General features: G+C 35.7%; 27 protein-coding genes. 7 read left to right on the forward strand and 20 right to left on the reverse strand.

Features of this window, described 5'->3' with window-relative positions; genetic code table 11:
* Positions 1 to 43 precede the first annotated feature (43 nt).
* From CP355_RS01650 to CP355_RS01660, 3 genes are read right to left on the reverse strand one after another with little or no spacing between them, the layout of a single operon-like run.
* Positions 44 to 949, reverse strand: a complete 906-nt coding sequence (locus CP355_RS01650; protein WP_098043754.1) for an RluA family pseudouridine synthase — start codon at positions 947 to 949, stop codon at positions 44 to 46.
* Positions 933 to 1,745, reverse strand: a complete 813-nt coding sequence (locus CP355_RS01655; protein ID WP_025005485.1) for an NAD kinase — start codon at positions 1,743 to 1,745, stop codon at positions 933 to 935. The genes CP355_RS01650 and CP355_RS01655 overlap by 17 nt, the downstream gene beginning before the upstream one ends.
* A complete protein-coding gene (locus CP355_RS01660; RefSeq protein ID WP_056945575.1) occupies positions 1,742 to 2,374 on the reverse strand; it encodes a GTP pyrophosphokinase family protein in 633 nt (210 codons plus the stop codon). Before CP355_RS01660 ends, CP355_RS01655 begins: the two co-directional genes overlap by 4 nt.
* A gap of 122 nt (positions 2,375 to 2,496) precedes the next feature.
* Between CP355_RS01660 and CP355_RS01665 the strand changes: the two genes are divergently transcribed.
* Positions 2,497 to 3,105 carry a CYTH domain-containing protein gene (locus CP355_RS01665; protein ID WP_098043755.1) on the forward strand — a complete coding sequence of 203 codons (609 nt, stop codon included), beginning with the start codon at positions 2,497 to 2,499 and terminating at the stop codon, positions 3,103 to 3,105.
* Positions 3,106 to 3,190: 85 nt separating this feature from the next.
* A complete protein-coding gene (locus CP355_RS01670; protein ID WP_087175626.1) occupies positions 3,191 to 3,808 on the forward strand; it encodes a DsbA family protein in 618 nt (205 codons plus the stop codon).
* 8 nt (positions 3,809 to 3,816) lie between these two features.
* Here the strand turns inward: CP355_RS01670 and CP355_RS01675 are convergent, their stop codons facing one another.
* From CP355_RS01675 to CP355_RS01700, 6 genes are all read right to left on the reverse strand, one after another.
* Complete coding sequence (locus CP355_RS01675) at positions 3,817 to 4,665, reverse strand: competence protein CoiA (protein ID WP_098043756.1); 849 nt, start codon at positions 4,663 to 4,665, stop codon at positions 3,817 to 3,819.
* 76 nt (positions 4,666 to 4,741) lie between these two features.
* A complete protein-coding gene (locus CP355_RS01680; protein ID WP_098043757.1) occupies positions 4,742 to 5,482 on the reverse strand; it encodes an adaptor protein MecA in 741 nt (246 codons plus the stop codon).
* Positions 5,483 to 5,573: 91 nt separating this feature from the next.
* On the reverse strand, positions 5,574 to 5,972 hold the full coding sequence (gene spx / locus CP355_RS01685) for a transcriptional regulator Spx (protein WP_012211591.1): 399 nt from the start codon (positions 5,970 to 5,972) through the stop codon (positions 5,574 to 5,576).
* 230 nt (positions 5,973 to 6,202) lie between these two features.
* A complete protein-coding gene (gene ptsP, locus CP355_RS01690) occupies positions 6,203 to 7,936 on the reverse strand; it encodes a phosphoenolpyruvate--protein phosphotransferase (protein WP_098043758.1) in 1,734 nt (577 codons plus the stop codon).
* Positions 7,936 to 8,202, reverse strand: a complete 267-nt coding sequence (locus tag CP355_RS01695) for a phosphocarrier protein HPr (protein ID WP_005718606.1) — start codon at positions 8,200 to 8,202, stop codon at positions 7,936 to 7,938. Before CP355_RS01695 ends, ptsP begins: the two co-directional genes overlap by 1 nt.
* 113 nt (positions 8,203 to 8,315) lie before the next feature.
* The gene (locus tag CP355_RS01700; RefSeq protein WP_014919161.1) at positions 8,316 to 8,498 is read right to left on the reverse strand and encodes a hypothetical protein; all 183 of its coding nucleotides are present in this window, start codon (positions 8,496 to 8,498) and stop codon (positions 8,316 to 8,318) included.
* Between the two features lie 191 nt (positions 8,499 to 8,689).
* On the opposite strand from CP355_RS01700, the gene CP355_RS01705 reads away from it, so the two are divergent.
* Together CP355_RS01705 and CP355_RS01710 are read left to right on the forward strand one after the other, a co-directional pair.
* Positions 8,690 to 10,876 (forward strand): ATP-dependent Clp protease ATP-binding subunit, encoded by a 2,187-nt coding sequence (locus tag CP355_RS01705; RefSeq protein WP_087175622.1) that lies wholly within the window; start codon positions 8,690 to 8,692, stop codon positions 10,874 to 10,876.
* A 146-nt stretch (positions 10,877 to 11,022) separates the two neighbouring features.
* Positions 11,023 to 11,304, forward strand: a complete 282-nt coding sequence (locus CP355_RS01710; RefSeq protein ID WP_014563970.1) for a DUF1827 family protein — start codon at positions 11,023 to 11,025, stop codon at positions 11,302 to 11,304.
* A 65-nt stretch (positions 11,305 to 11,369) separates the two neighbouring features.
* Here the strand turns inward: CP355_RS01710 and CP355_RS01715 are convergent, their stop codons facing one another.
* Positions 11,370 to 12,941: a peptide chain release factor 3 gene (locus CP355_RS01715; RefSeq protein WP_098043759.1), complete on the reverse strand. Its 1,572-nt coding sequence runs from the start codon at positions 12,939 to 12,941 to the stop codon at positions 11,370 to 11,372.
* On the reverse strand, positions 12,941 to 13,813 hold the full coding sequence (locus CP355_RS01720; protein WP_098043760.1) for a hemolysin family protein: 873 nt from the start codon (positions 13,811 to 13,813) through the stop codon (positions 12,941 to 12,943). The genes CP355_RS01715 and CP355_RS01720 overlap by 1 nt, the downstream gene beginning before the upstream one ends.
* A 106-nt stretch (positions 13,814 to 13,919) precedes the next feature.
* On the opposite strand from CP355_RS01720, the gene CP355_RS01725 reads away from it, so the two are divergent.
* Complete coding sequence (locus tag CP355_RS01725) at positions 13,920 to 14,381, forward strand: hypothetical protein (protein WP_087175619.1); 462 nt, start codon at positions 13,920 to 13,922, stop codon at positions 14,379 to 14,381.
* Here CP355_RS01725 and CP355_RS01730 read toward each other — a convergent pair whose 3' ends face one another.
* Complete coding sequence (locus tag CP355_RS01730) at positions 14,382 to 14,864, reverse strand: hypothetical protein (RefSeq protein ID WP_087175618.1); 483 nt, start codon at positions 14,862 to 14,864, stop codon at positions 14,382 to 14,384.
* Between the two features lie 9 nt (positions 14,865 to 14,873).
* Complete coding sequence (gene recX, locus CP355_RS01735; RefSeq protein ID WP_087175617.1) at positions 14,874 to 15,686, reverse strand: recombination regulator RecX; 813 nt, start codon at positions 15,684 to 15,686, stop codon at positions 14,874 to 14,876.
* A 121-nt stretch (positions 15,687 to 15,807) separates the two neighbouring features.
* On the opposite strand from recX, the gene rlmD reads away from it, so the two are divergent.
* Positions 15,808 to 17,190 carry a 23S rRNA (uracil(1939)-C(5))-methyltransferase RlmD gene (gene rlmD / locus CP355_RS01740; RefSeq protein ID WP_098036854.1) on the forward strand — a complete coding sequence of 461 codons (1,383 nt, stop codon included), beginning with the start codon at positions 15,808 to 15,810 and terminating at the stop codon, positions 17,188 to 17,190.
* A gap of 406 nt (positions 17,191 to 17,596) precedes the next feature.
* On the opposite strand, the gene CP355_RS01745 is transcribed toward rlmD, so the two are convergent.
* Positions 17,597 to 18,517 (reverse strand): alpha/beta hydrolase, encoded by a 921-nt coding sequence (locus CP355_RS01745; RefSeq protein WP_087175615.1) that lies wholly within the window; start codon positions 18,515 to 18,517, stop codon positions 17,597 to 17,599.
* Positions 18,518 to 18,599: 82 nt separating this feature from the next.
* Here CP355_RS01745 and CP355_RS01750 point away from each other — a divergent pair, with 82 nt between their 5' ends.
* A complete protein-coding gene (locus CP355_RS01750; RefSeq protein ID WP_098036844.1) occupies positions 18,600 to 18,884 on the forward strand; it encodes a hypothetical protein in 285 nt (94 codons plus the stop codon).
* A gap of 37 nt (positions 18,885 to 18,921) precedes the next feature.
* Here the strand turns inward: CP355_RS01750 and CP355_RS01755 are convergent, their stop codons facing one another.
* The 6 genes from CP355_RS01755 to map form a co-directional block, all read right to left on the reverse strand.
* The gene (locus tag CP355_RS01755; protein WP_098043761.1) at positions 18,922 to 20,085 is read right to left on the reverse strand and encodes a hydroxymethylglutaryl-CoA synthase; all 1,164 of its coding nucleotides are present in this window, start codon (positions 20,083 to 20,085) and stop codon (positions 18,922 to 18,924) included.
* On the reverse strand, positions 20,085 to 21,296 hold the full coding sequence (locus CP355_RS01760) for a hydroxymethylglutaryl-CoA reductase, degradative (RefSeq protein WP_098043762.1): 1,212 nt from the start codon (positions 21,294 to 21,296) through the stop codon (positions 20,085 to 20,087). The genes CP355_RS01755 and CP355_RS01760 overlap by 1 nt, the downstream gene beginning before the upstream one ends.
* Complete coding sequence (locus tag CP355_RS01765; protein ID WP_098043763.1) at positions 21,296 to 22,456, reverse strand: thiolase family protein; 1,161 nt, start codon at positions 22,454 to 22,456, stop codon at positions 21,296 to 21,298. The genes CP355_RS01760 and CP355_RS01765 overlap by 1 nt, the downstream gene beginning before the upstream one ends.
* A gap of 107 nt (positions 22,457 to 22,563) precedes the next feature.
* Entirely contained in the window at positions 22,564 to 23,463 is a 900-nt protein-coding gene (gene galU, locus CP355_RS01770) for a UTP--glucose-1-phosphate uridylyltransferase GalU (RefSeq protein ID WP_025005470.1), read from the reverse strand.
* A 62-nt stretch (positions 23,464 to 23,525) separates the two neighbouring features.
* A complete protein-coding gene (locus tag CP355_RS01775) occupies positions 23,526 to 24,449 on the reverse strand; it encodes a YihY/virulence factor BrkB family protein (RefSeq protein ID WP_025005469.1) in 924 nt (307 codons plus the stop codon).
* Positions 24,450 to 24,457: 8 nt separating this feature from the next.
* Positions 24,458 to 25,285: a type I methionyl aminopeptidase gene (gene map, locus CP355_RS01780; protein ID WP_003633294.1), complete on the reverse strand. Its 828-nt coding sequence runs from the start codon at positions 25,283 to 25,285 to the stop codon at positions 24,458 to 24,460.
* Between the last annotated feature and the right edge of the window lie 25 nt (positions 25,286 to 25,310).

Genomic DNA, 25,310 nt, shown 5'->3' on the forward strand with positions numbered 1-25,310 from the left:
GGTCCAGATGGACTTTTATTTTTATAAAGTGTTCAACTTGATTTTACAATCGGCGATTAACTAATTTTTGCCATAACTTCGACATGTCTTGTGGATCTTTGATTTCAATTACTCGCTTTTTTTCATTATCAAATGGATCAGGGAAAGCTAAATAAAAACAATTTAATGCTTGCCGGGAAAAATCGTCATCAATGCCATATAAGGGATCACCAAAAAGTGGATGGCCTAAATAAGCCATATGAACCCTTATCTGATGCGTTCTACCTGTTAACAGGCGTAATTCTACTAGACTAGCCCCTTTAACTTGGCTAAGCACACGATAACACGTCTGTGCTTTTTTTCCGCTTGCTACTACGGCTCTTTTTACACCGTCGCCTTCTTTACCGATCGGTTCATCAATTAATCCAGCTAACTCATCTTTCGCAAAATTCCCATGAACAATAGCGTGATACTTTTTAATAAACTGCTCTTTACCAATTTTGCTAAAACGAGCATGCGCAACAGCATTCTTTCCAACTAATACTAAACCAGAAGTATCTCGGTCCAAACGAGTAATCACATGAGGCTTTAAATCCTTTTCATTTTGACTCGAAAAATAGCCCATTAATCTATTTACAATAGCATCGTTATCTTCATATCTAGACGGGATTGATAAAACCCCAGCTGGTTTATTTAGCACAATATAATTTTTAGTCTCTAAAACTGGATCTACCGGATTATTAGATGGCTTCAAAAATTGATTTTTCTTTTCTTCACCACTAACAAAAATAACTTCATCCCCAGTCCGTAAATGAAAACTTAAATATCTTCGCTTATGATTTACCAAAATCATTCCGTGATGATGTCTTGCCTTAATCAAAGCCTGATGCGAGAAACCATTCTTTAACAAAAAAGAGCCCAATTTTTTGGGATCTTTTTCTTGTACAATTAATTTAAATAAACTTGTCATTACCCTCGTTATCCTTAATAAACGCATTTTGTACACGCGCCCAAAAATGGTGATGACCAAACTGATCAAACTGAATTGAGTGCTTAGAAATACGATATTCTATTTTTTTGGCATTTTTAACATCGATTCTTGCCCCATCCACAGTCATTACAAAATGATCAGCGTTAGGCACAATCGTAATCCATTGATCGGGTGCGATTACAATTGGCGCAGATAATGTTCTAAATACACGATTATTGATTGAAGCGATCTCTGTCATTTGCAAAGCTTTTAATCGCGGATGAATTACAGCCCCGCCCAGCGATTTGCTATAAGCGGTTGAGCCCGTTGGCGTAGAAACACATAAACCATCGCCTCTAAAATTTTCAAATATTTCATCATCAATATAAACATCTGCTTCAAGCGTATGTGATATTCTTTTAACCGCTGATTCATTTACAGCCAAATGATAACGAGTATCGCCCGACTCAGTTAACATTTTAATTTCAAGCAAGGGGTACTTAGCCGGTTGATCTTTGGTTAATAAAAGCGCATCAACCATTTTATCAATATCATAATTACGCCAATCAGTATAAAAACCTAAGTGTCCTGTGTGCACACCTATAAAACGTACTGAATCAACCTGATTCTCATAACGATGAAAAGCGTTGATTAAAGTACCATCTCCGCCGACTGTAATTACTACATCTGGATATTTAGCGTCAAAAATGACATTCTTCTTTTGCAATAGCTTCTTAAGATAGGCCACTGTCTCTAAAGTCTTATCATAGTTATTATGCGCTATTGTTACTTTCATGACTTTTCCTTGCCTTTATTTTTGGTAAAAATCTTTTGAGCTTCTTGGACCTCATCCTTAATAGAAGACATTTCTTCATCTAGCTTATACGCAGCTTCTGCGGTTGACTTAAGTCGTTTTGAAATATCCTCTGGATAAGCACCTTGGTATTTATAATTTAAAGTATGTTCAACAGTAGCCCAAAAATTCATTGCTAAAGTTCTAATCTGAATTTCCGCAATTAACTTTTTAGGTCCTTCTGGCAAGTAAACTGTATAGTTAATTACCATATGATATGAACGATAGCCTGAAGGTTTAGCATTTTGAATATAATCACGCTCTTCTACTACTTCCATATCATCACGTGAATGAATTAAGTCTACCACCTTATAAATATCGTCCACAAATTGTGTCACAATACGTATACCGGCAATATCTTGCATATCAGTTTCAATGACATCTGGGCTAATTACCCGTCTCGTCATTTTTTCTTTAATAGAATCTACTGTCTTCACCCTACCAATTACAAATTCAATTGGTGAATGTTCTCCCCTAGTTAAAAAGCCTTGTCTAAGGGAACGAAATTTAACCTTTAACTCGCGTACAGCTTCATTATAAGGCCACAAGAAGTTATCCCAATCTACTTCCATGAGAAAACATCCTTTCTTAGTAAACAAACACATTTTACCATGTTAAAGATTATAATCTGAACTGATTTAAATATTTTTTCCTAACTATTATAATAATTTATGGATTCGGAGGTTTTAAACTTATGAGCAAAAATCGAGAAATCGAAGCTAAAACACTTTTACATAAAGAAACTTATCAAAAAATAGTCAGTGATTTTCCTGTAAAAAGTGATTTTGTACAAGAGAATTATTATTTTGATACACCTGATAAATTATTAAAAAAGCACCATATTAGTTTGCGAATCAGAATTTATAGCGATCATGCCGAACAAACAATGAAAGTGCCTGATCCTAATCCAGTTCAAAAAAATTATCATGAAGTTATTGAAATTAACGATAATTTAACTCATGCGCAAGCTAAAGAATTGGTAGCAAAAAGGCACTTTACCTTTCACGGTAATATTGGTCAATACCTCAGTGCACATTTTGCTAAGGAACAAGACGCTCTTTCACTTTTCACCTGGAGCAAAACTAGACGTATCTTAATGAATGGACCACAAGATTGTGAATTAACATTAGATGCAACTTCTTATCCAGATGGCTATGAAGACTTTGAATTAGAAATCGAGAATGATGATCCAGTTTTAATAACTAATGTCCTAGCTAAGCTGGAAAGCGATTACAATTTTAAGCAGAATTCTAGCAATACTAACCAAAGTAAAATTGCTCGAGCAAGTATTCACAAAAAATAACATATACAAAATAAGGCATATTTTTTGTCACTTTTTTTGTTTCTTGCTAAAGTATCAATAGTAAATCACCAAAGGGGTCGAGAGTATGTTCGAGATTTTTCTATTCATTAATCCAATAGGAATTTACTGTTATGATACGGAAAAACAAATTCGCAACACCGTTGATGAACTTGGAATTGACGTTTGTTATCACTATATTCCTATTGCTAATGTTTGTTTAGTAAATGATGACGCTATTAGGCGTCGTAAGGATGCACAAAAGCTGCCAGACATCAGTACTTTTTCTAAAGCAACTTATGATGCGCTAGAAAATTACCATGCTATTAAACTTAAATATGGTAATAAAAAAGCACGTGAATTTTTATATGAACTGCAAAAGAATTTAAGTCATGATGCTTCAGCTTACAATCCTAAATTGTTAGAAAAAATTGCTACTAAGCTTAACATTAAAGCTAATACAATTAATGCAATCAAGAAAAGCAGTTATGTACGGAGTTCAATCGAGGAAGATCAAAAATTAGCTAATCAATGGAACATTAAAGCTACACCAACAATTGTTTTGTTCAATGAGGATAATGAACAAAATGGTGTCCTTCTAGAAGGTCCCGTTGCACATGAGGATTTAGTTAATTTGCTTCTACCTGATTATCAAAATTGCTTTTCAAATTTTATGCCGCAACAAAACCACTTACGCCTTATTTAATAGGCGTTTTATTTTTGCAAAAATTTAGTGACAGAATCTACTTCACCAGGATTACGCCAAGTACTAAACACTTCATCTGGCAGACTATCCACAGTTAGCCCCTTGCAATAAAGTAACTCGCCTATTTTTAATCCGAGCTTTGTTTTCTGTGCTAACTGTCTTCTTAAATATTTTTTTTGATTATTTATATTAATTGGATAGTCTCTTTTTATAGGCTTAAAATGCCAAAAGATCTTCATATCTAATTCATCTAAAGCAAAATATTTTACTTGGTAATGAAGATTATTCGTTACCGGTTCCTGTAAAACATTATATTTTAAGCAAAACACATTCTTTTTAGGATTAATTTCCAGATAATAATTTCCCCACAATTTATTCTTTCTAAAAAAGATCGACTGAGTATGTTTTAGTTTCTTCTTTAAATAATGCCTTTGTCCCACAATCCAAATATCGGTTACTCCTATTTCAGAATATAATAAATGTCGATGTCTAAATTCAGTATCACTTAGCGGTGCACATTGAACTTCAAAGGCTAATTTTTCTGAAGCTAAAACGTCTGCTCTTAGCTGACCATCAGCTAACGGTATCTCAACTTGCGCGTTGAATCCGGCCGCAGTAAGCGCGGCTTTCAACAGCATCTTAGATTGATGATGTTCCTCTTTTTCTCCCATCGCATTGCTATAACTAGTTAAATGCTTAAAAAAGGCTGCCTTTTGTTCTGAAATAATTAAAATTACTTTTTTATGACAGTGTGGACAACGATAATCATCTATATTTAAATTTTTTTGACCGGTATTAACCATATTCGCTTCACTAACGGCTAATACTATTTTTTTATTCAACATGGCTGCATACATATTTCTTCACCCATGTTTTATTACGTAAAAAAGAGACGTTTTTTTCTAACGTCTCTTTTTCTTTATAAAATCTTAATTATTGCTTTTGAAGAAAGTAATAGCGAATATAATCAAGAGCATCACGGTTCAACAAACATTTTCCAGTTTCCTTTACCGTCTTCATTTCTTTATCATCAATCTTGATTCCGTATTCATTAGCAATAGCCCAAGCATCAGCTGGCTTAAGTTCAGCATAATTTTCATCTAAAAATGCTAACTTCAAGTAGTATTTACCCCGTAAATAATACAAACTTGAAGCCAGATCACTTACTTTCAAACTATCCGCTAATTCAACTAGATTTCCTAACTCATCAAAGCTGTAGGAATGATGATTTTGGAATTTCCAATATTGAATATTAACTGCGTTCTCCTGATTAGATGATTCAAGCTTTTCTTCTTTTATTGGATCAAGTTCAGTATTTACATCATCTTTCGGATCAAGGTCAAAGAAACTTCTTCTTGAATCGGGCTCTGCCTGTGTTTGATTAGTCTCACTATTCATTGGCTCTATCATTTGACGGAGATTATCAGCATCGTCAGGCTTAATCTTGGTAATCATCAAGTCAAGACCGCCATTGTTAGGCATTACCTGAAAAGTTACAGGTACTCCTTGAGTAAAGGTATGATCAGTATCTACCTCTGAAAGAATGGAGTAGAAGAATTGCTGTATTTTTTGTTTATCCCCCAATAAATCTAAAACCTTCAATCCACGATGAGCTAATTCATTTTTATTAATTCTAACTCTTATTGTATTTTCATTGATATGATCTACTTGCACAGGATATCTCCTCCACGAATTATATAACCTATTGTAGCCTATTTTTTATCTAAAATAAAAGTGTTAGCATCATTACTAACACTCTTCCATATTATAAATCTGCAATTTTTTGGGCTTCAGCCAATTCTAATCGACGAACCTTACGTGGTAAGAAACGACGAATTTCGTCTTCATTATATCCTACTTGAAGTCGACGATCATCCATAATAATTGGTCTTCTTAACAAGCTTGGATTCTTTTCTACTAAATCAAGTAACTGATCAATTGATAAATCATCCAAATTTATTTTTAATTGTTGAAAAGCTCTTGAGCGGGTAGAAATGATTTCTTCAGTACCATTTTCAGTCATACGTAGAATTTTTAATATCTCTTTTTTAGTCAAAGGCTCCGAAAAAATGTTTCTTTCCTTAAATGGAATATCATGCTTTTCAAGCCAAGCTCGTGCCTTACGACATGAAGTACAACTAGGCGAAACATATAAATCTACCATAAAAATCACGCTCCTCAGAACAAATATTTGTATACGTTCTTAATCTTACTATTAGTATAACATACTAACTTCTTTTTTGTAAGTACTCATTTTATCTTTTATGTTAACTTCTCTTTATATTCTAAAGATAAAACGTGAATTATTTGTGAAGAAATTGTATGTTTTGTTTAAAATATTTAAATATGAAAAAAGAGACCTTTCGGTCTCTTTTCTCAATTCAAAATATGAATTTATTTGTCGATCTTCTTCATTAAGTCATTAACTAACTTTTCATTTTCTTCAGCAGTTTCTGAAACGAAGCATGCCTCGTTAGCCAATTCCTTAAGATCCTTAGTATCAAACTTCTTCATTAAGCTTCTGATACGTAAGATTGAAGTTGCACTCATTGAGTATTCATCAAGTCCCATTGAAAGTAAGATTGGGAACATGGTGTTATCACCGGCAGCTTCACCACACATACCACACCAGATACCATTTTCATGAGCAGAATCAATAGTGTGCTTAATCAAACGAAGTACTGATGGGTTATATGGTTGGTACAAGTATGATAGGTTATCGTTACCACGGTCAGCAGCCATAGTGTATTGGATCAAGTCGTTAGTACCAATTGAGAAGAAGTCAACTTCCTTAGCGAATTGATCTGCTAAAACAGCAGCTGCAGGAACTTCGATCATCATACCAACTTGCAAGTCGTCACCGATCTTAACGCCCTTTTCAACAAGCTTTTGCTTTTCATCATTTAAGATAGCCTTAGCTTGACGAAGTTCAGCCAATGTACCAATCATTGGGAACATAATACCAAGCTTACCGTATGCTGATGCACGAAGCAAAGCTCTTAATTGGGTACGGAAAATCTTTTCGTTCTTAAGTGAAAGACGAATAGCACGTACACCTAAGAATGGGTTCATTTCATCTGGCAAGTCCCAGTAATCTAGGTGCTTGTCACCACCAATATCCATTGTTCTGATGATAACTTGCTTGCCGTTCATGCCTTCGATAACTTTCTTGTAAGCTTCGAATTGATCATCTTCAGTTGGGAAGTTTGATGAATCCATGTACAAGAATTCAGTTCTGTACAAACCAACAGCTTCTGCACCGTTTTCATGTACACCTGGCATATCATTAGGAGTACCGATGTTGGCTGCAATAGTAAATTGCTTACCATCGACAGTTACTGAAGGTTCATCCTTCAATTTCTTCCATTCAGCCTTTTGCTTTAAGAAAGCTTCACCCTTCTTCTTGTAGTCAGCTACTTGATCATCACTAGGATCAATAATAGCTACACCATCAAGACCATCATCAATTAACATGTCGCCGTTCTTAACGTCCTTAGTAATTGAATCAGTACCAACTACGGCTGGTAATTCAAGTGAACGTGCCATGATTGCTGAGTGAGCAGTACGACCACCAATATCAGTAATAAAGCCCTTAACGTATTTCTTGTTAAGTTGTGCAGTATCACTTGGAGTCAAATCATGAGCAACAACGATTACTTCATGGTCAATTGAAGCTGGGTTTGGTAATTCCTTACCAAGTAAGTGAGCCATAATACGCTTAGAAACATCGCGTACATCGGCAGCACGTTCTTGCATGTAAGGATTATCAGTCATACTTTCAAAAATTTGGATGAACTTTTGTGCAGTTTCATCTAATGCAGCTTCTGCATTGATCTTTGAATCCTTAATTTCATTCTCAATGGCACCAGTAAATTCTGGATCATTCAAAATCATTAAGTGAGCTTCAAAAACTTGAGATTCTTCTTCACCCAAGCTCTTCTTGGCAACATCACGAACCTTTTCAACTTCAGTAGTTGAAGTCTTAATAGCATCCTTGTAACGAGCTACTTCAGCTTCAACATCATCAACTGAAGACTTTGAAAATGAAAGATCAGGCTCCACAAGAAGATATGCTGGAGCAATGGCAATACCATCACTAGCAGCAATTCCTTTTAAAGTCTTGGTCATTATTCAGCTAAACCTTCTTTTTTCATAGTGTCGGCAATTGCGTCCAATGCGTCTTTTTCATCGTCACCTTCAGCAGTGATAGTAACATCAGCATTTTGGCCAACACCAAGTGACATAACACCCATGATTGACTTCAAGTTTACTGACTTGCCGTTGTATTCCAAGTTAACATCTGAACCGAACTTTGAAGCAGCTTGTACTAAAAGAGTAGCTGGACGTGCATGAATACCTGTTTCTGCAATAATATGAAAATCGCGTTTTTCCATTATAAATATCTCCTTTAAATTGAAAAAATTAAACTGGTAATAAATACCCATTCAGGTATTAGATTATCATGTTTTTACAGTTTAGACAACAATAATGTAACAGTTTACATTATTCAATCGTCAGTGTTCGTAGCGGTATATACAATAGCACCGCCTCTTTCAGCTCTGCCGGTAATATATTGTCTTTTGCCATAATTTCTAATAGTTTTCTGTAAATCAAAGGCATCTTCAGGCTCTACCTTATATTCTTTAAGCTCTCCAGACACCAATTGATCTAAAATCTTTTGATAATCCAAAAATATCACCACACTTTTTAAATTTTATAATTTTTTCATTATTTATTCTACTATTTATGGTAATTTTTCAAAAATATTATTATTTTATGTGTTTCTTACATTAAGTAAGAAATGTAGAGCTTAGCACTTGACTACTAAGAGTGCTAATAATATAATTTTGTTACAACTTAAATGAAAGGCGGTCATGCATTTTGCTTTGTCAAAATTGTCATAAACGGCCAGCCTCCATTCACCTCTTTACTAAGGTAAATGGCCAAAGCCGAGAAATTGATTTATGTCAACAATGCTATCAAGAATTAAGAAATCAACAAGGAAATCTAGAAAATATGAATAATAACAATGAATTTTTTGGCGACTTTGATGATTTATTCAACGCTTTAAACGGAAATAACAACAATGCCGCAAATAATATGAACGGAAATAATCCAAGAATGCAAATGGGCGGAGGAAATGGTAACGGCAATCAAGGTGGTAAAAGTCTCCTTGACCAATACGGTACTGATTTAACTGCTCTTGCTAAAAAAGGAAAAATCGATCCAGTTATCGGCCGTGATAAAGAAATCGCTCGTGTAATTGAGATTTTAAATAGAAGAACTAAAAACAACCCTGTTTTAATCGGTGAAGCAGGTGTTGGTAAAACAGCCGTAGTTGAAGGATTAGCACAAGAAATCGTTGATGGTTCTGTCCCAGCTAAATTACAAAATAAAAGAATCATATCATTAAATGTAGTTTCACTTGTTCAAGGTACTGGAATTCGTGGTCAATTTGAACAACGGATGGAGCAATTAATCAAAGAATTACAACAAAGTGATGACATCATTTTATTCATTGATGAAATTCACGAAATTGTTGGTGCAGGTAACGCTGAAGGCGGTATGGATGCTGGTAACATCATCAAACCAGCCTTAGCTCGTGGTGAACTCCAATTAGTTGGTGCTACTACTATCAAGGAATACCGCGACATTGAAAAAGATTCTGCTTTAGCACGTAGATTCCAACCCGTTGAAGTAAAAGAACCTTCTATTGATGAAACTATTAGGATTCTGAAAGGTATTCAACAACGCTACGAAGATTACCACCACGTTCATTATACAGATGATGCAATTGAAGCAGCTGCTAAATTATCAGCTCGTTACATTCAAGACAGATTTTTACCTGACAAAGCCATTGACTTGTTAGATGAAGCTGGTTCAAGAATGAACTTAACTATTCCTTATATTGATAAGGATAAAATGCAAGAAAGAATCAATGCAGCTGAGCAACTAAAAGAAGAAGCCTTAAAGAATGAAGATTACGAAAAGGCAGCCTACTACCGCGACCAAATTGAAAAATACGAAAAAGTTAAAGATCAAAAGGTAGATCCAGACAAGTCTCCAGTTATCACCAACAAGATTATGAATAAGATTGTTGAAGAAAAGACTGGCATCCCTGTCGGCGATATTCAAAAGCAAGAAGAAAATCAATTGCAAAACTTAGCCAGTGACTTAAAGGCTCATATCATTGGTCAAGATAAGGCAGTTGAAAAAGTGGCTCGTGCAATTCGTCGTAATAGAATCGGCTTTAACAAATCAGGTCGTCCAATTGGTTCCTTCTTATTCGTAGGACCTACTGGTGTTGGTAAGACTGAGCTTGCCAAACAACTTGCTAAGCAAATGTTCGGTTCAGAAGATGCCATGATTCGTTTCGATATGTCTGAATACATGGAACAATATTCTGTATCTAAGTTGATTGGTTCAGCTCCTGGTTATGTTGGCTACGAAGAAGCTGGTCAATTGACTGAACAAGTTCGTCACAACCCATACAGCTTGATTTTGCTTGACGAAATTGAAAAAGCTCACCCAGACGTTTTGAACCTCTTCTTGCAAATCTTAGATGATGGTCGTTTGACTGATTCACAAGGTAGAACTGTTTCATTCAAAGATACAATCATCATCATGACTTCTAACGCAGGTCAAGGCATCAAGAATGCTAGCGTTGGTTTCGCTGCTGAAAATGAAGACGAAAGTAATGAATCAGCTAGAAACAACATGAGTCAATTCTTCAAGCCTGAATTCCTTAACCGTCTTGATGACGTCATTGAATTCAACGAATTGACTAAACCTGACTTACTTAAGATTGTTGACTTGATGCTTGCTAACACCAACAACATGGTTAAGGATCAAGGTTTGTACATTGATGTTACCGACGCAGCTAAAGATAAATTAGTTGAAGATGGATTCAACCCTGCTTTAGGTGCTCGTCCACTTCGTCGAACAATTCAAGAAGAAATCGAAGATAACGTTGCAGACTTCAAGCTTGATCACACTGATAGCAAGAATCTTAAGGCAGATGTTGTCGATAATAAGATCGTTATTAGCGATGAAAACACAGCTGAGTAATTACGCCAATTAATAATTCAAAAAAGATTCTGCGATTAATAATCAGCAGCATCTTTTTATTTAATTTAATAAAAATAAAAAGATGCTGCTTAATTTGATGTATACTAAATTTAAGTTATAAAAACTAAAAGAAACAGGTGAAATTCATGCATTTAATCGATGTAACTAACAACTATTCTAACTTGGTTCACAGTCAGCTCAATACTACCGATGCTAATTACGTTAAAGTATATTCATTAGGAAATACTTCAGTAATTTATACCGAAAGCAAAAATGCAATCGGCATTGCACTTGAAAACCATGATCGCCGTGTCCGTGAAGATGAAATTGAATTTGTCATCAAACGATTAATCAAAGATTACGATTCTTCATATACTTTAACCGTTGACAAGAGCCGTCACGTCATTGAAATTCACGTCGACAAGTAAATTAAATAAATTTAATCACAAAAATAAGCGTCTAGAGGATTTATTTCCTAGACGCTTATTTTTTATTAGAGCTTTTCCGTTAATTTAACATCCGGATACTTGTCGTGGAAGAATCGTTCTGCAAATTCATTCTCAAACAAGAACAATGGATTGCCATAACGGTCTTTTACTAGAAGATTACGGCTGTTAGACATACGAGGATCAAGTTGCTCTGGATCAATCCAACGCGCAACTCTATGTCCAATACTATTCATCTCAACTTCTGAATTATATTCATTCTTCATTCTGAATTGGAAGACTTCAAATTGCAATTGACCAACCGCACCTAAAATATATTCATCGGTTTGGTAATTACGGTAAAGCTGAATAGCACCTTCTTGAACCAACTGATTCATTCCCTTGTGGAATGACTTTTGCTTCATCACATTCTTAGCAGTTACCCGCATAAACAATTCTGGAGTAAATTCTGGAAGTGGTGGATAAACGATTTTACGTTTACCTGAATAAATACTGTCTCCAATTTGGAAGTTACCAGTATCGTACAAACCAACAATATCTCCAGCTACGGCATCTGAAACTTGCACACGTTCACTAGACATAAATTCAGTTGCATTATTCAAACGGATTGGCTTACCTGTTCTTGCTAAAGTAACATCCAATCCTTTTTTAAATTCACCACTACCAACACGGACAAATGCGATTCGATCACGGTGGTGAGGATTCATGTTAGCCTGAATCTTAAAGACAAAGCCTGAGAATTCCGGATCTTTTGGACTAAGTTCTTCATCCCCATTAACAGTATGACTTTCAGGAGCCGGTGCTAAATCAACGAAACTATTTAAGAATGTTTCTACACCAAAATTGGTTAAAGCTGAACCGAAGAAGACTGGAGTTTGATCACCCAAAGCAATTTTTTCAGGATCAAATTTATTACCAGCTTCTTTAACCAATTCAATTTCATCAAGAGTATCTTGGAATTGAGGATCTTGACTCAATGGTTCGCTATCAGGCAAAGTACCATCTTCATTCAATGGTAAGAAACGGTCTGCGCCATCTTTGCGGTACAATTCAACGCGATTATTAGCAATATCATACAAGCCTTTTAAAGTTTGACCAGAACCAATCGGCCAGTCCATTGCTACACCTTCAATGCCGAGCAAATCTTCAAGTTCAGCAATCAAATCAAGTGGTGGTCGACCATCACGGTCTAACTTGTTCATAAAAGTAAAAATCGGAATACCACGTTTTTTAACAACTTTAAATAGTTTCTTAGTTTGTGGTTCGATACCCTTTGCAGAGTCAATTACCATGACAGCAGCATCCACCGCCATTAAAGTACGATAGGTATCTTCTGAGAAATCTTGGTGTCCTGGTGTATCCAAGATATTGATTCTCTTGCCCTTGTACTCAAACTGCATAACGGAACTAGTAACTGAAATACCACGCTTTTTTTCAATTTCCATCCAGTCACTTGTAGCAAAGTTACCAGTTTTACGGGCTTTAACAGTACCAGCTTTTCTAATTACCCCACCAAATAACAGCATTTGTTCCGTAATTGTTGTCTTACCTGCATCTGGGTGAGAAATAATTGCAAATGTTCTTCTTTTCTTTACTTTCTCTGCTAACTCTTTATCCATTACTCTTTTTTATCTTCTTCCTTTTTTATTTCTTGTTTATCCTTTGTCAACAAAACCGTAAGTAAACGTGACCCTTTCATTCTTCTAGTAGTCAAAGTCATCCCGTCACCAATGTCAACGGTTAACTTTTCCCCTTTAGCTGGGATCATCTTCAAGGTATTAATGACATAACCTGCTACCGTATCTACATCTTCCATTTCAAGATGCGTACCAAATTGCTCATTAAAATCATCTAACGGCATTTTTCCATAGATAATATACTTATTGGGCGCAATTTGATTATACAAAATCTCTGTATGATCAACCTCGTCGTCGATATCCCCTACGATCTCTTCGACAAGGTCTTCAATAGTAGCCAAGCCAGTTACGCCACCATACTCATCTGTTAAAATAGCTAGTTGACGCTGCGTTTGCTGCATTTCCATCAACAGATCCCCTAATTCTGCTGTTTCTGGTGCAAATAAAGGTTCAGTCATTACATCTTGATAATCAAGATTTTCAAACCCCTTAATCTTAGCCTTACGCAATACCGTTCTGATATGAATTATGCCGACGATTTTATCCTTATCTCGTTTATATACTGGAATACGCGAATACGGCTTACGCAATATTTCATCAAGATTATCTTGAAAACTCACATCCGCATCTACCATAAACGCGTCTGTTCTTGGTACCATTACTTCGCGAGCCATTTTCCCCTGAAAGTCCAGAATTCTTTCAAGCATTGAGAACTCAGTATCATTAATTTTATGATTATCATGTAAATTGATAATTTCTTTTTCTAAATGATCTTTAGTTCCTTCTTCTGTCTCACCTGACAATCTATTTTTAAGGCGAACAAAAAGATTCTCCGCTCCAGGATCACTACTCATTTTTTTACTCTCTTTCTTAAAAAAGTTATCTAAATAAAGTTATTATAGCATAGAGCAATTAACAGTATGTTAAAATAGCAAATAAGACTAAAAGGAGGAAATCCTTATGAAAAAAAGCCACGTTTTATTGGTTTTTACTTTTTTATTACTTGTTCCATATATCTGTAGCTTACTAATTATCGGTATCGGCTATAATGCACTAGTTCTCCATTCGGCAGAAATTTACCGCACAATTATTGGTGCTTTAGTCGGTTCTATCATTATGTTTGCAGTTAAAGCTACGATTCAACGACCAGTTGATCTATTAGCTATGCAAACTAATGACGGTTTGTTAAAGCAGCTTTTGCGCTTTTTCAGTATTAGACGACGCTATTTCTTATTATTTGCAAATATCGTCTTAGATTTTATTTTATGCTTTGCCGCAACTTATTTAGTACGTGCCGTGTTAACACTAGATCAAATTGTAGGTAGTTCCATCGGTTTCGTCTTATTAATCATGTTCGTATCAACTTGTCTTGGCGCTTATGTTGAATACGATAATCTATCAATCGATCCACAACAACATTAATTATTCACTGACCTTTACGTAAAATGCTTGGGTCAGTTTTTTTGTATCTAAATCTAGATCCCAGACAATATATGGAGTATCGCTATCACCTAAGTTCTCATAAACCTTAACTCCATTGGCTACTACCTTTTTTACAAAATTAGGTACAGTGCTATTTAATGGCAAGTTAAAGTAAACTAAATTTTGATTTTCTTCTACTTCTTCATCTATTTCAGCCTTAGGTAATTCAAACTTCATTAAACCTGTTGGCACCTTATCAGCTTCCACATCAGTTACTACGCCATACCAGTACATAAAGCTATCTGGGCCTGAAACAATTAAGGCTGAACGCTTATTTTCTAGATTATTATCTGCTAAAAACTTTTGAAATACTTCATCATTTTCCATTTGTTGATTAGATTCCATAAAACTCTTTTGGGCATTCATCAAACTATCTGGGAAAGGACGGCCAACAAATAACTTCTTATCAATATTCTTTTTCATTTTTTCTCCTTAATATTCTGCTAAATCATCAAAATTAATTACTTCACCATTTAAAAATGCATCAATTTCACTAGTTGAAAAACCATGGCTGAAGAGATATTTCTTCATCCGAAACTTGCATTCACTTTCATCATAGCGACGAAAACGTTTATAGGCTTTGATGCCCTGCTTTTTTAAAGCTTGCATTTGCAAATCTTCATCATCTTCAAGATCTAAAGATGCAATTATTTCACTGCTAATTCCACCGTCAAAACCATGCATTAATAACTTAGTTTTCATCTTACGCTTTAATTCTCGCTGAGCCAGTTTACCTGCTTGATGAATCATCGATTTGATTACTCTTTGACCGACTTCAATCCAGTCTTCATCCATCACTTCGTCTAATTCTGTCTGACTGATTTCTGGATCAACACCTTTTTGCGTTAATTTACGTAGCAAACTTTTCGGTCCATCTGATCCGACACGTAAATCATTTTTAATAAATAATTTAGCATACTGACGATCATCTAAATAACCTAACTCATTTAACTGATTAACGGCACTATTAGCAGCTTCATCAGAAATTTCATGCTTTTTTAAATACTGCAAGACTTCAAAAATAGTTCGAGGTTCGTAACTCAAAAAATGTGCTGCTAGATCACTAGCTTTAGCAGCAGCATCAAATTGTCTGATTTTTTCAACTTGCTCATCATCAAGTTCTTTTCCTTTTAAAAGAACAAACTCAGCGACTGTTTTTTCACCAGCAGAAAAAGCATATTTACCATCTAGGAAAATATTATAGCGACCTGGGCGCTTTTGTGCACTAACTTTGGTTATGATCATTTTTTCACCTCGCATATTCCAAAATACATGCTAGCAAATTTTTTTAAATCTTGCTAAGAACTTTTACCAGGTAGTACAATTAAAAGCAATGTAATTAGTTTTTAGTAGAAAGAATAAGATGATGAATAAAAAATTTACAAATAAAAAACAACATCATGAAAAAGATGTAATTATCACAATTAAACGTTTGGGAATTAATGGCGAAGGAATCGGCTATTATAAAAAGAAGATTATCTTTATCCCAGGTGCTTTGCCAGATGAAGTAGTCGTAGCCAAAATTGTTAAGAGCTACCCTCACTATCTTCAAGGTGAACTTGTCCGCATTAAGGAAAAGAGTCCTGATCGAGTAGCTTTCCCAGAAGGCGTAGATCCAGAAATTGGTGGATTGGAACTAGCACATTTGTCTTATGAAAAGCAACTTGAATTCAAGCGTAATAATATGCTTGAATCACTTAGAAAGTACCATCCAAGAAACTATGCTAAATACAAGGTTAAGAAGACTATCCCTGCTCCTGATGAATGGCATTACCGCAATAAGGCACAATACCAAATCGAAAATGTTCACGGTAAAACTAAATTAGGTCTTTTTGCACCAAATTCTCACCGCTTGATCGATTTGCCTAAGATGCCTACGCAAAGTGAAGACACTCAAAAGACTGAACGTGAAATCAAAGTTTTAATTGAGAAGTTGCATGTCCCTGTTGCTAACTTCCGTCGTCATTTACCCGGCGTCAAAACTATCGTAGTGCGTCAATCTGAAGCTAGCAAAGAAATTCAAGTTACTTTGATCACCATTGGTCACAAGATCAAGAACTTAATCCCACTTGCTAAAGAAATCATGAAGCTGGATAATGTCGTCAGCGTTTACCAAAACGAAACTGAATGGCAAAATCCACAAGTTTGGGGCAACAAGACCGAAAAGCTTTTAGGTAAAAACCAAATTACTGAAGAAATCTTAGGCAAAAAATTCGCCTTGTCTCCGCGTGCCTTCTTCCAACTCAACCCGGTTCAAACTGTCAACCTTTATTCAGAAGCATTGAAATACTTAGACTTAACCCCAGATCAAACTTTGATCGATGCCTATAGTGGCGTTGGTACCTTAGGTATTTTGGCTGCTGATCGCGTCAAGCAAGTTATCGGAATCGAAACTATTCCTGAAGCCGTTAAAGATGCAGAGCACAATGTGGAACTCAATCACATCAAAAATGCAGATTACATCCAAGGCAGCGTAGAAAAGGTATTGCCTGAATTAAAGAACAGCGGCGTTTCAATCGATGCCTTAATCGTTGACCCACCTAGAACAGGCTTGGCTAAAAAATTAATCAAAACTCTTTTACAGGTAAAACCTGAAACTTTTGTTTACATTTCATGTAACCCATCTACTTTAGCTCAAGATTTAGTCTTATTAAGTGAAGTTTACGATGTCCGTGTAATCCAAAATGTGGATATGTTGCCACAAACTCCACGTTGTGAAGCAATCGCTAAATTAGTTTTAAGAAAATAAGATAAGAAAAACAACCTAGTTATCAGCTAGGTTGTTTTTGCATACAAAAAGCGACTGTCGGGCAATCCTTGTCTCTTAGCAGTCGCAATTCAAGTGGATGAGGTAGCTCATCAAATTGATAGTCACGATCTTCAACTGTTCGTTATGTATTAAAACAATGGCATCATCGTAACCAATATTAACATTCACTTGTTCGGGTCTTTACATAAAACGTAACTTTTAATGAATTGGAGTTTTGTAAACAGCCATTATTAGGGCTGATACCTCTACATATAGAGAATCTTTCAAGTTTCCAATAATAATACAATTCTGGAGATAAAAACTTACTTATATTTATACTTGTTAACTTAATTTCTACCTCTTCCACGTCACTAATTATATCCTGTTGTGTAACCGCTTGCAATAATTAATGAATATATTTTTTCAAAAAAGCTTTGATAACTTGTCGATATTTATTTTTGTACATTGGATAAGATAGAGCGTGCCCAGCTAACGGTGCAACCCATAAAAACTTAGGTGCATTAGTTGCCGCATAATTTTGATACACCATTTCGGTAGGCACAAAGTGGTCTTTTCCACCATGGATAAACAAAAACGGCCGCGTATTCTTCCGCAATTGTTTAACAGATGATGCTCGTTTTAAGAAAAAGCCATTCTCTATTCTATTAATACCACTCATGGTCTTGATCAAAGGTTTACGAATTACTTTAGGCAAACCAAATAAATTACCTGCTTGATAATCCACTTCTTCTTTTACACTGGAATATCCACAATCTTCAATAAATGCTTTTACCTGCTTAGGTAATTTTAAGCCGGAAACCATCATCGCAGTAGCACCGCCCATGCTTTGTCCCATCACGACGATCTGAGTATCATCCCCAGTATAGCCAATCGCTTTTTTAATCCAGCGTAAAATATCGTCTTTTTCTACCCAGCCATAGCCAATATATTCGCCTGAGCTGCGTCCATGTGCCCGCGCATCAGGCAACAAGACATTATATCCCAAATCATAAAACATCTTGGCAAAACCAGCCATGCTATCTCCGTCGCTCATAAAGCCATGCAATAAAATTGTCGTCTTCTTAGAATGATTATCAAGATAGTTAGCATATAAACTTATATTAGAATCTACTCTTAAAATCCATTCTTGTTTTTCAAATTCTTTGAACCCAAGCTTGTCACGATATAGCGCATCCCTACCGGATAATTCTTTAGATTCTGGCTTTTTCTTATAAGTGGTCATCGCGTATTTAAAAAAATAGTCGCTAATTGCTAACCACCCTAGTCCAGCCAAAGTCAAAGACGATAATATTATTTTTTTCTTCATTTTGATTCTTCCATGTTAATTTACTTTATTATTCATTCTATAATTAGTTAATAACTATTACTAATTTTAATTATACTTGAAAATGCGCTTAACAGATTTACTTCAATTAATTAACGATTTAAATATTAATACCACTTTTTATCTAAAAATAGACGATAAAGTTGTTCCTTGGGGCAAACTAACTCTGGTAGATGGCCACTGTCTGCTTTATCCAGGAGAAAAAGCAATGACTAAGGCTAAACTGATCCGCTTAGTAGGTCATATGCATAACCGCGGTATTCCTCTTTTAATAGCAGTTGACCAAGAAGAACATCACATTTTTGGATTACAAATCAAAGAAGACAACAATCAAATTGTTCTTATGTAAAAAGGCTACGATCATCATGATCATAGCCTTTTCCATTTTACTTAACTTTATATTGACGAATATTGCCTTTAGTACCTGCAAAATACCAAGTGCCTTTTTCATCATCACTAGTTAATTCTTCATTGTCTTCCGGATCTTCAAGCGCAGTATTAAACACATCTTCGTATTCAGGAATACTTAACTTTTGACGTCTTTCAAGCATCTTTTCATCGCTGGCTGCATTAATTTCTTTTTCATAGCCAGCTACAAGATTGCCACTGTAAAATTCACCCATGGCACCTGAGCCATATGAGAATAAACCAACTAATGAGCCAGCTGATAAATTACCGTATTCAAGCAAACTCAACAAGCTCATATAAAGAGAGGCAGTATAAATATTACCAACTCGACGTGATAATTGTTTAGAAGCAGCAAATGAATTTTGCAATTTTTCAGTAGTGGCTTCATCTTGATCAGCAACAGCAATTCGATTAGCCTTTAACCCCATCTTAGTGAATGGCAAGTGATAAATAATAGCATCAAAATCTTTTGTTTCCAAATTCTTTTGCTTTTTATAATCCGCAAAAGTTTTGCTAAAGAAATCTAAATAGACTTGTGTTGAATATTTACCATCAACCATTGCTAATTTAGAGTTATTTGGACGCCAAAAGTCATTAATGTCCTCGCTGTATGCACTGTGACCATCATTTAAAGCTAAAATAGCTGGATCAGCCTTAATCAGCATACTTACACTACCAGCACCTTGGGTTACTTCACCCGCAGTACCAATACCGTAACGTGCAATATCACTACCAATAACCATTGCAGTTTGGTCGGGATGAACTCTAACGAAATCACGTGCAATCATTAAGGCAGCGGTTAAGCCAAAACATGCCTCTTTTACTTCAAAAGTCCGCACTTCTGGTTTTAATTTAAGTGCTGTCTTAACAAAAAGTGAAGCTGATTTAGATTGATCGATCCCGCTTTCGGTACCAAAGACCAATAAACCAATCTTATCCTTATCAATCCGGTCAATGTACTTCATCGTTGCATTAATTCCCATTGAAACAGCATCCTGGGTTTGATCTGCAACGCTCATTTCACTTTGACCAATACCGATCAAAAACTTATTTGGATCTTCATTTCTTGCATGGGCTAAATCAACCATGTCTACATATTTGTTAGGAGTAAAAAGTCCAATCTTATCAATACCTACTTGCATTATTTTTCCTCTCTTATTTGCTTTAAAACAAGTTGTGCATAACTTTCAGAATAATCTTTTTGCTCAATTATTTGTGTTAATACCTGCTTCTTTTCATCATCACTGGCATCAAGTTCAGCGACGATATTACGTGCTTGCAGCTTCATATGTCCTGCTTGAATTCCTACAGTAGAAATCGCCAGTAGTGCTGCCAGATTATTAGCTAACCCAACACTGACAATAATTTCGGCTAACTTAGCACTGGTAATCTTCTTACCCAAAATAGCAAAACTCTGCTGTACATCTTTGCGAGCCTTAATAGAACCACCAACTACTCCAATAGCCATTGGCAAAGTTAATTCGCCAACTAGCTTGCCATCTTGCATAGTCCATTTAGACAAACTGCGATAATGTCCATCTTGGTTAGCTAAAACTGCAGTCGCACTTTCAATTGCGCGGTAATCATTTCCTGTAGCAATTAACACCGCATCAACGCCATTCATGATTCCTTTATTATTGGTTACTGCTCGATATGGATCTTCATAACCAATTTTGCTGAGCAAAGCAACACGTTCAGCTAATTTCCGGCCACCCATTGTTTTAGGATCAAGAGTAACTATAACCGTAGTCAACTGACTAGGATAATTTGATAAAATGGCAAATAATTTTTCTTCAACACCTGGGAATTGTTTTAATTTAGCTGCTAAAAATTCCAAGATAGAATTTGTCTTATTTGCTCCCATTGCTTCAGCGGGATCAACTAAAACTTTAAGATAGACTAAATCACCTTTTTGTTCAGCCTCAATTGATCTAGTTCCACCACCGTGACGAATTAAACTAGCAAATTCTGTATTAGCTAAATCGATCAAATCAGGAAATTGTTTTTTTAAGTTTACCAAAGAAAAGTCAGAATTTATCTTTAAAACGATTTGACCATAGATTCCTGTTCGCTTGCTAGTTGCCTTGACTCCACCATTTCGTGCAAAAATATGAGCACCATGATTAGCAGCTGCCACAACTGAAGGTTCTTCTACAGCCATAGGGACCATATACGATTGCTCATTTAGTAAAAGATTTTGCACTACTCCCAAAGGCAACCGTAATTGGCCCACAACATTTTCGCTTAATTTGTCTAAGCGGTTAAGAACCTGATCATCAATATCTTCTAAATTTATTCCTTCAGATTGTAAAATTTCTCGCCTTTGCTCAGGCTTTAATTGATAAAACTTCATTAAACATTCTCGATTTCATATGCGATTGCTTGACCACCGCCAATGCACAAAGTTACCAATGCACGCTGGCCTTGCTCCTTCTTTAAGCCACTAATTGCAGAACAAATTAATCTGGTTCCAGTTGCACCTAATGGATGTCCCAACGCAATGGCACCACCCATGATATTTAATTTATCATCAGGGATTTGCAAATCACGAGCTACTGCTACGCTTTGCGAAGCAAAGGCTTCGTTTAGTTCTACAATATCATAATCATTAATTGAACGTCCTGTTTTTTCAAGCAGCTTCTTCACGGCAAAATATGGTGTATATCCCATATAAGCAGGATCAAATCCAGCTTCCGCAAAAGCTCCTAGCTTAGCAATCGGCTTTAAGTTTAATTCCTTAACCTTGTCTTCTGTGGCTAATACCAACATACTTGCACCATCTGTTAATGGAGACGAATTACCGGCGGTTACGTCACCATCCTCTTTAAAGACCGGTTTTAATTGACTTAAGGCTTCCATAGAAGTATCTGGACGAATTGGCTCATCATGATCTAAAGTTTCACCATCAATTTCAATTGGCAAAATTTCGTTATCAAAAAAGCCATATTTCGTTGCTTCTGCCGCTTTTTTATGAGAACGAAGACTAAATTCATCCATCTCTTCACGGGTAACATGATATCTTTGTGCAACGTTTTCGGCGGTAATCCCCATATGTTGTCCAGAAAAAGCATCCATCAAACCATCATTTATCATAGTATTTACTAAATGGTCTGCAGGATTTTCTTTATTTTCTTTTTTAACCAAATATGGTGCACGGGTCATGCTTTCGCTACCACCAACTGCAACTAGATCTAAATCGCCCATTTCCATTTGACCTTGAGCTAAACGGACAGCCTTAAGGCTAGAGCCACAAACATCATTAATCGTTGCCGCAGTGGATTCTTCTTTCATCCCTGAATTAAGAGCAACCTGACGAGCCATATTTTCACCCAAGCCTGTACTCAAAACATTGCCCATAAAAAGTTCTTGGACCTTATCAGGATTAATATTTCCATCTTTTAACGCGCCCTTTAATGCCATTACGCCAAGATCAATTGCCGAAGCATCTTTAAAAAATCCACGATACTTGCCAAAAGGTGTTCTCTTGGCTGCTACAATATAAATATTTTTCATCACTTTTTCTCCATTTGTATTATTAACACTATGATCATAACAAAAAATATTAAAAAAAACATAAAAAGACTACGCTCTCGCGTAGTCTGTAAACAATTATCTGCTTTTTATTTATTATTCTTATCTTCAGCTTCAAATTGCTTAGATAGCTTCTTAATATATGCACGCAATTGATCCTTAATTTCAGGATGCTTTAGTCCATATTCAATAGAAGTTTCAAGATAGCCTTCTTTATTACCAACATCATGACGTTCACCCTTAAATACATGAGCAAACACGCGTTGTGTCTTATTCATCGTATCAATGGCATCTGTTAATTGGATTTCTCCGCCACGCCCTGGTTTTTGATGAGCCAAAATATCAAAAATTTCTGGTGTAAGCAAGTAACGTCCAATAATTGCATAATCACTTGGTGCCTTATCAATATCTGGCTTTTCTACAAAAGACTTAACGTTGATTAAACCAGGCATGATTTCATTTTCAGGTTCAATTACCCCATATTTAGAAACTTCTTCATGAGGCACTGGCATTACAGCAATAGTAGAAGCATGAGTCTTGTCATAACGATTAATCAATTGCTTAGTTAAAGGAATTTTGTCATCCATCAAATCATCCCCAAGCATTACTACAAATGGCTCATCTCCAACAAAGCTGCGAGCACGATAAATTGCATCCCCTAAGCCTGCTGGATGTGGTTGTCTAGTATAGTACAAATTGACACCTAAGTTGGTAATACCTTGGGTCAACTTAAGCAACTCGCTTTTACCCTTTTCTTCCAAGTCTTGTTCAAGTTCTGGATTAGAATCAAAATGATCTTCAATTGGTCGCTTATTTTTACCAATAACAATCAAAATATCTTCAATACCAGACTTCTTGGCTTCTTCTACGATAAATTGAATTGTTGGTTTATCAACAATTGGCAACATTTCTTTAGGTAAAGCCTTAGTTGCAGGTAAGAATCTAGTACCTAAACCGGCAGCTGGAATAACAGCTTTTCTTACTTTCATACAGACACTCTTTCTATTCTCTTAACTTTTAACAGTATCATAGCAAAATCGTGCTTTTAGAGCTACTTTTGTTTTCGCCTTTTATCTTGAATATAACTTGCAATCCTACCAGCAGAATACTCAAGCTCCCCTACTCGATTACGAATAATCGTTGCATTAACAGCAACGCCAAATAAAAACAATAGTGAAGCAATGTTCAACCACAACATAAAGATAATAAACGTACCGACAATGCCGTAGTTTTTCCAAGTAATTGGAAAGTTATGCAAATAAAAACTAAATAAAAATGATAACGCCATCCATCCAAATGAAGTGACAAATACCCCCGGCCAAATTACACGTTTCTTTAGTTTAATATTTGGCAAAACATAATTTAAGTAAAATACCGCCAAAATTATAATCAAGAAAATCACAGGATAACGATAGCTAAATATTTTACCAATTTCATGAACTGGTACTTTAAAAATTGCATCCATTAAATCTAGCAATTCTTGACCAAACGCCAATATTACACCAACTGCAGTAAAGATGATAATCATCAAAGTAGTAAAGATGACTGTGATCAACCTTGTCCACAAAAAATTAAGCATTGAAAGTTTTAATTCAACTTGGTGAACACCATACAGTCGGTTCTCACCTAATCTAATTGCATTAACTAAATTAGAAAAAGACCAAATCGCTAAAATAATACCAAATGAAATATAGCCAGTAGATGTCGTCTTCAATAAAGAATTGATGATCGGCATAATAAAACTAGATACTTGATCTGGAAAAATCAAATTTAAATATTTTGCAATAGGCGCTGTATCAATATGAAACAGAGGCAGGACATTTCCGATAATAATGATAATCGGAAAGATTGAAAACAAAATATAATATGCAATTACAATTGAACTATCAATAATCTCACCTTGCGACAAAATCGTTCGCAAAGTAAGAAAGAAATCACTTATTTTTGAATTAGATTTCTTTATCTCATTTTTCATTCAAGAACCTAATCATCCATCTCATCAAAGTGAGGGATGTATTTTTCTAAACCATCATATGGTTTTTGTAAAGTTAAGATCTTAGGACCATCTTTAGTAATAGCAAAAGTGTGTTCAAATTGAGCAGCATTTGAACCATCTGGAGTTGCGTAGTAAACCCAGTCATCGTTAGGGTCATCAACTGTTCTTTGGTCAATATGCCAATCGCCACCTGCTTCAACCATTGGTTCACAGGTAATAGTCATACCTTCACGAAGACGAATGCCGTGACCAGCCTTGCCCCAGTGTGGTACTTCTGGATCTTCGTGAATTGATGGTTGAATACCGTGACCAATTAATTCGCGGACATCGCCATAATGGTTTTCGTCTTCAACCCAATGTTGAATAGCGGCACCAATATCACCGATACGGTTACCTAAAACGGCTTGATCAATTCCTAAGTACATTGCCTTCTTAGTTACTTCGATTAATTTCTTATCAGCTTCTGAAATTTCGCCAACTGGATAAGTAGTGCATGAATCTGACTCGTAACCATTTAAGTTGCAAGTTACATCAACCTTAACGATGTCGCCTTCCTTTAAGATACGGTCTTTTCTTGGAGTTTGGTGAGCAATTTCATCGTTAACTGAGATACAAGTACCATACTTGTAGCCTTCAAAGCCTTGTTCTGAAAGACGACCACCACGACTCTTAACAAAGTCTTGGCAGAATTCTTCAATTTCCCAGGTTGAAATTCCTGGCTTAATTACATCACGCAAGCCTTCAAACATTGTTGCAAGAAGATGGCCTGAAGCTTGCATACCTTTAAGTTCTCTAATTGATTTAATTGTAATCAAAACAAATTCTCCTTTGATAAAACTT

The sequence above is a fragment of the Lactobacillus sp. UMNPBX4 genome, assembly GCF_002554115.1.
GTDB lineage: Bacteria > Bacillota > Bacilli > Lactobacillales > Lactobacillaceae > Lactobacillus > Lactobacillus gallinarum.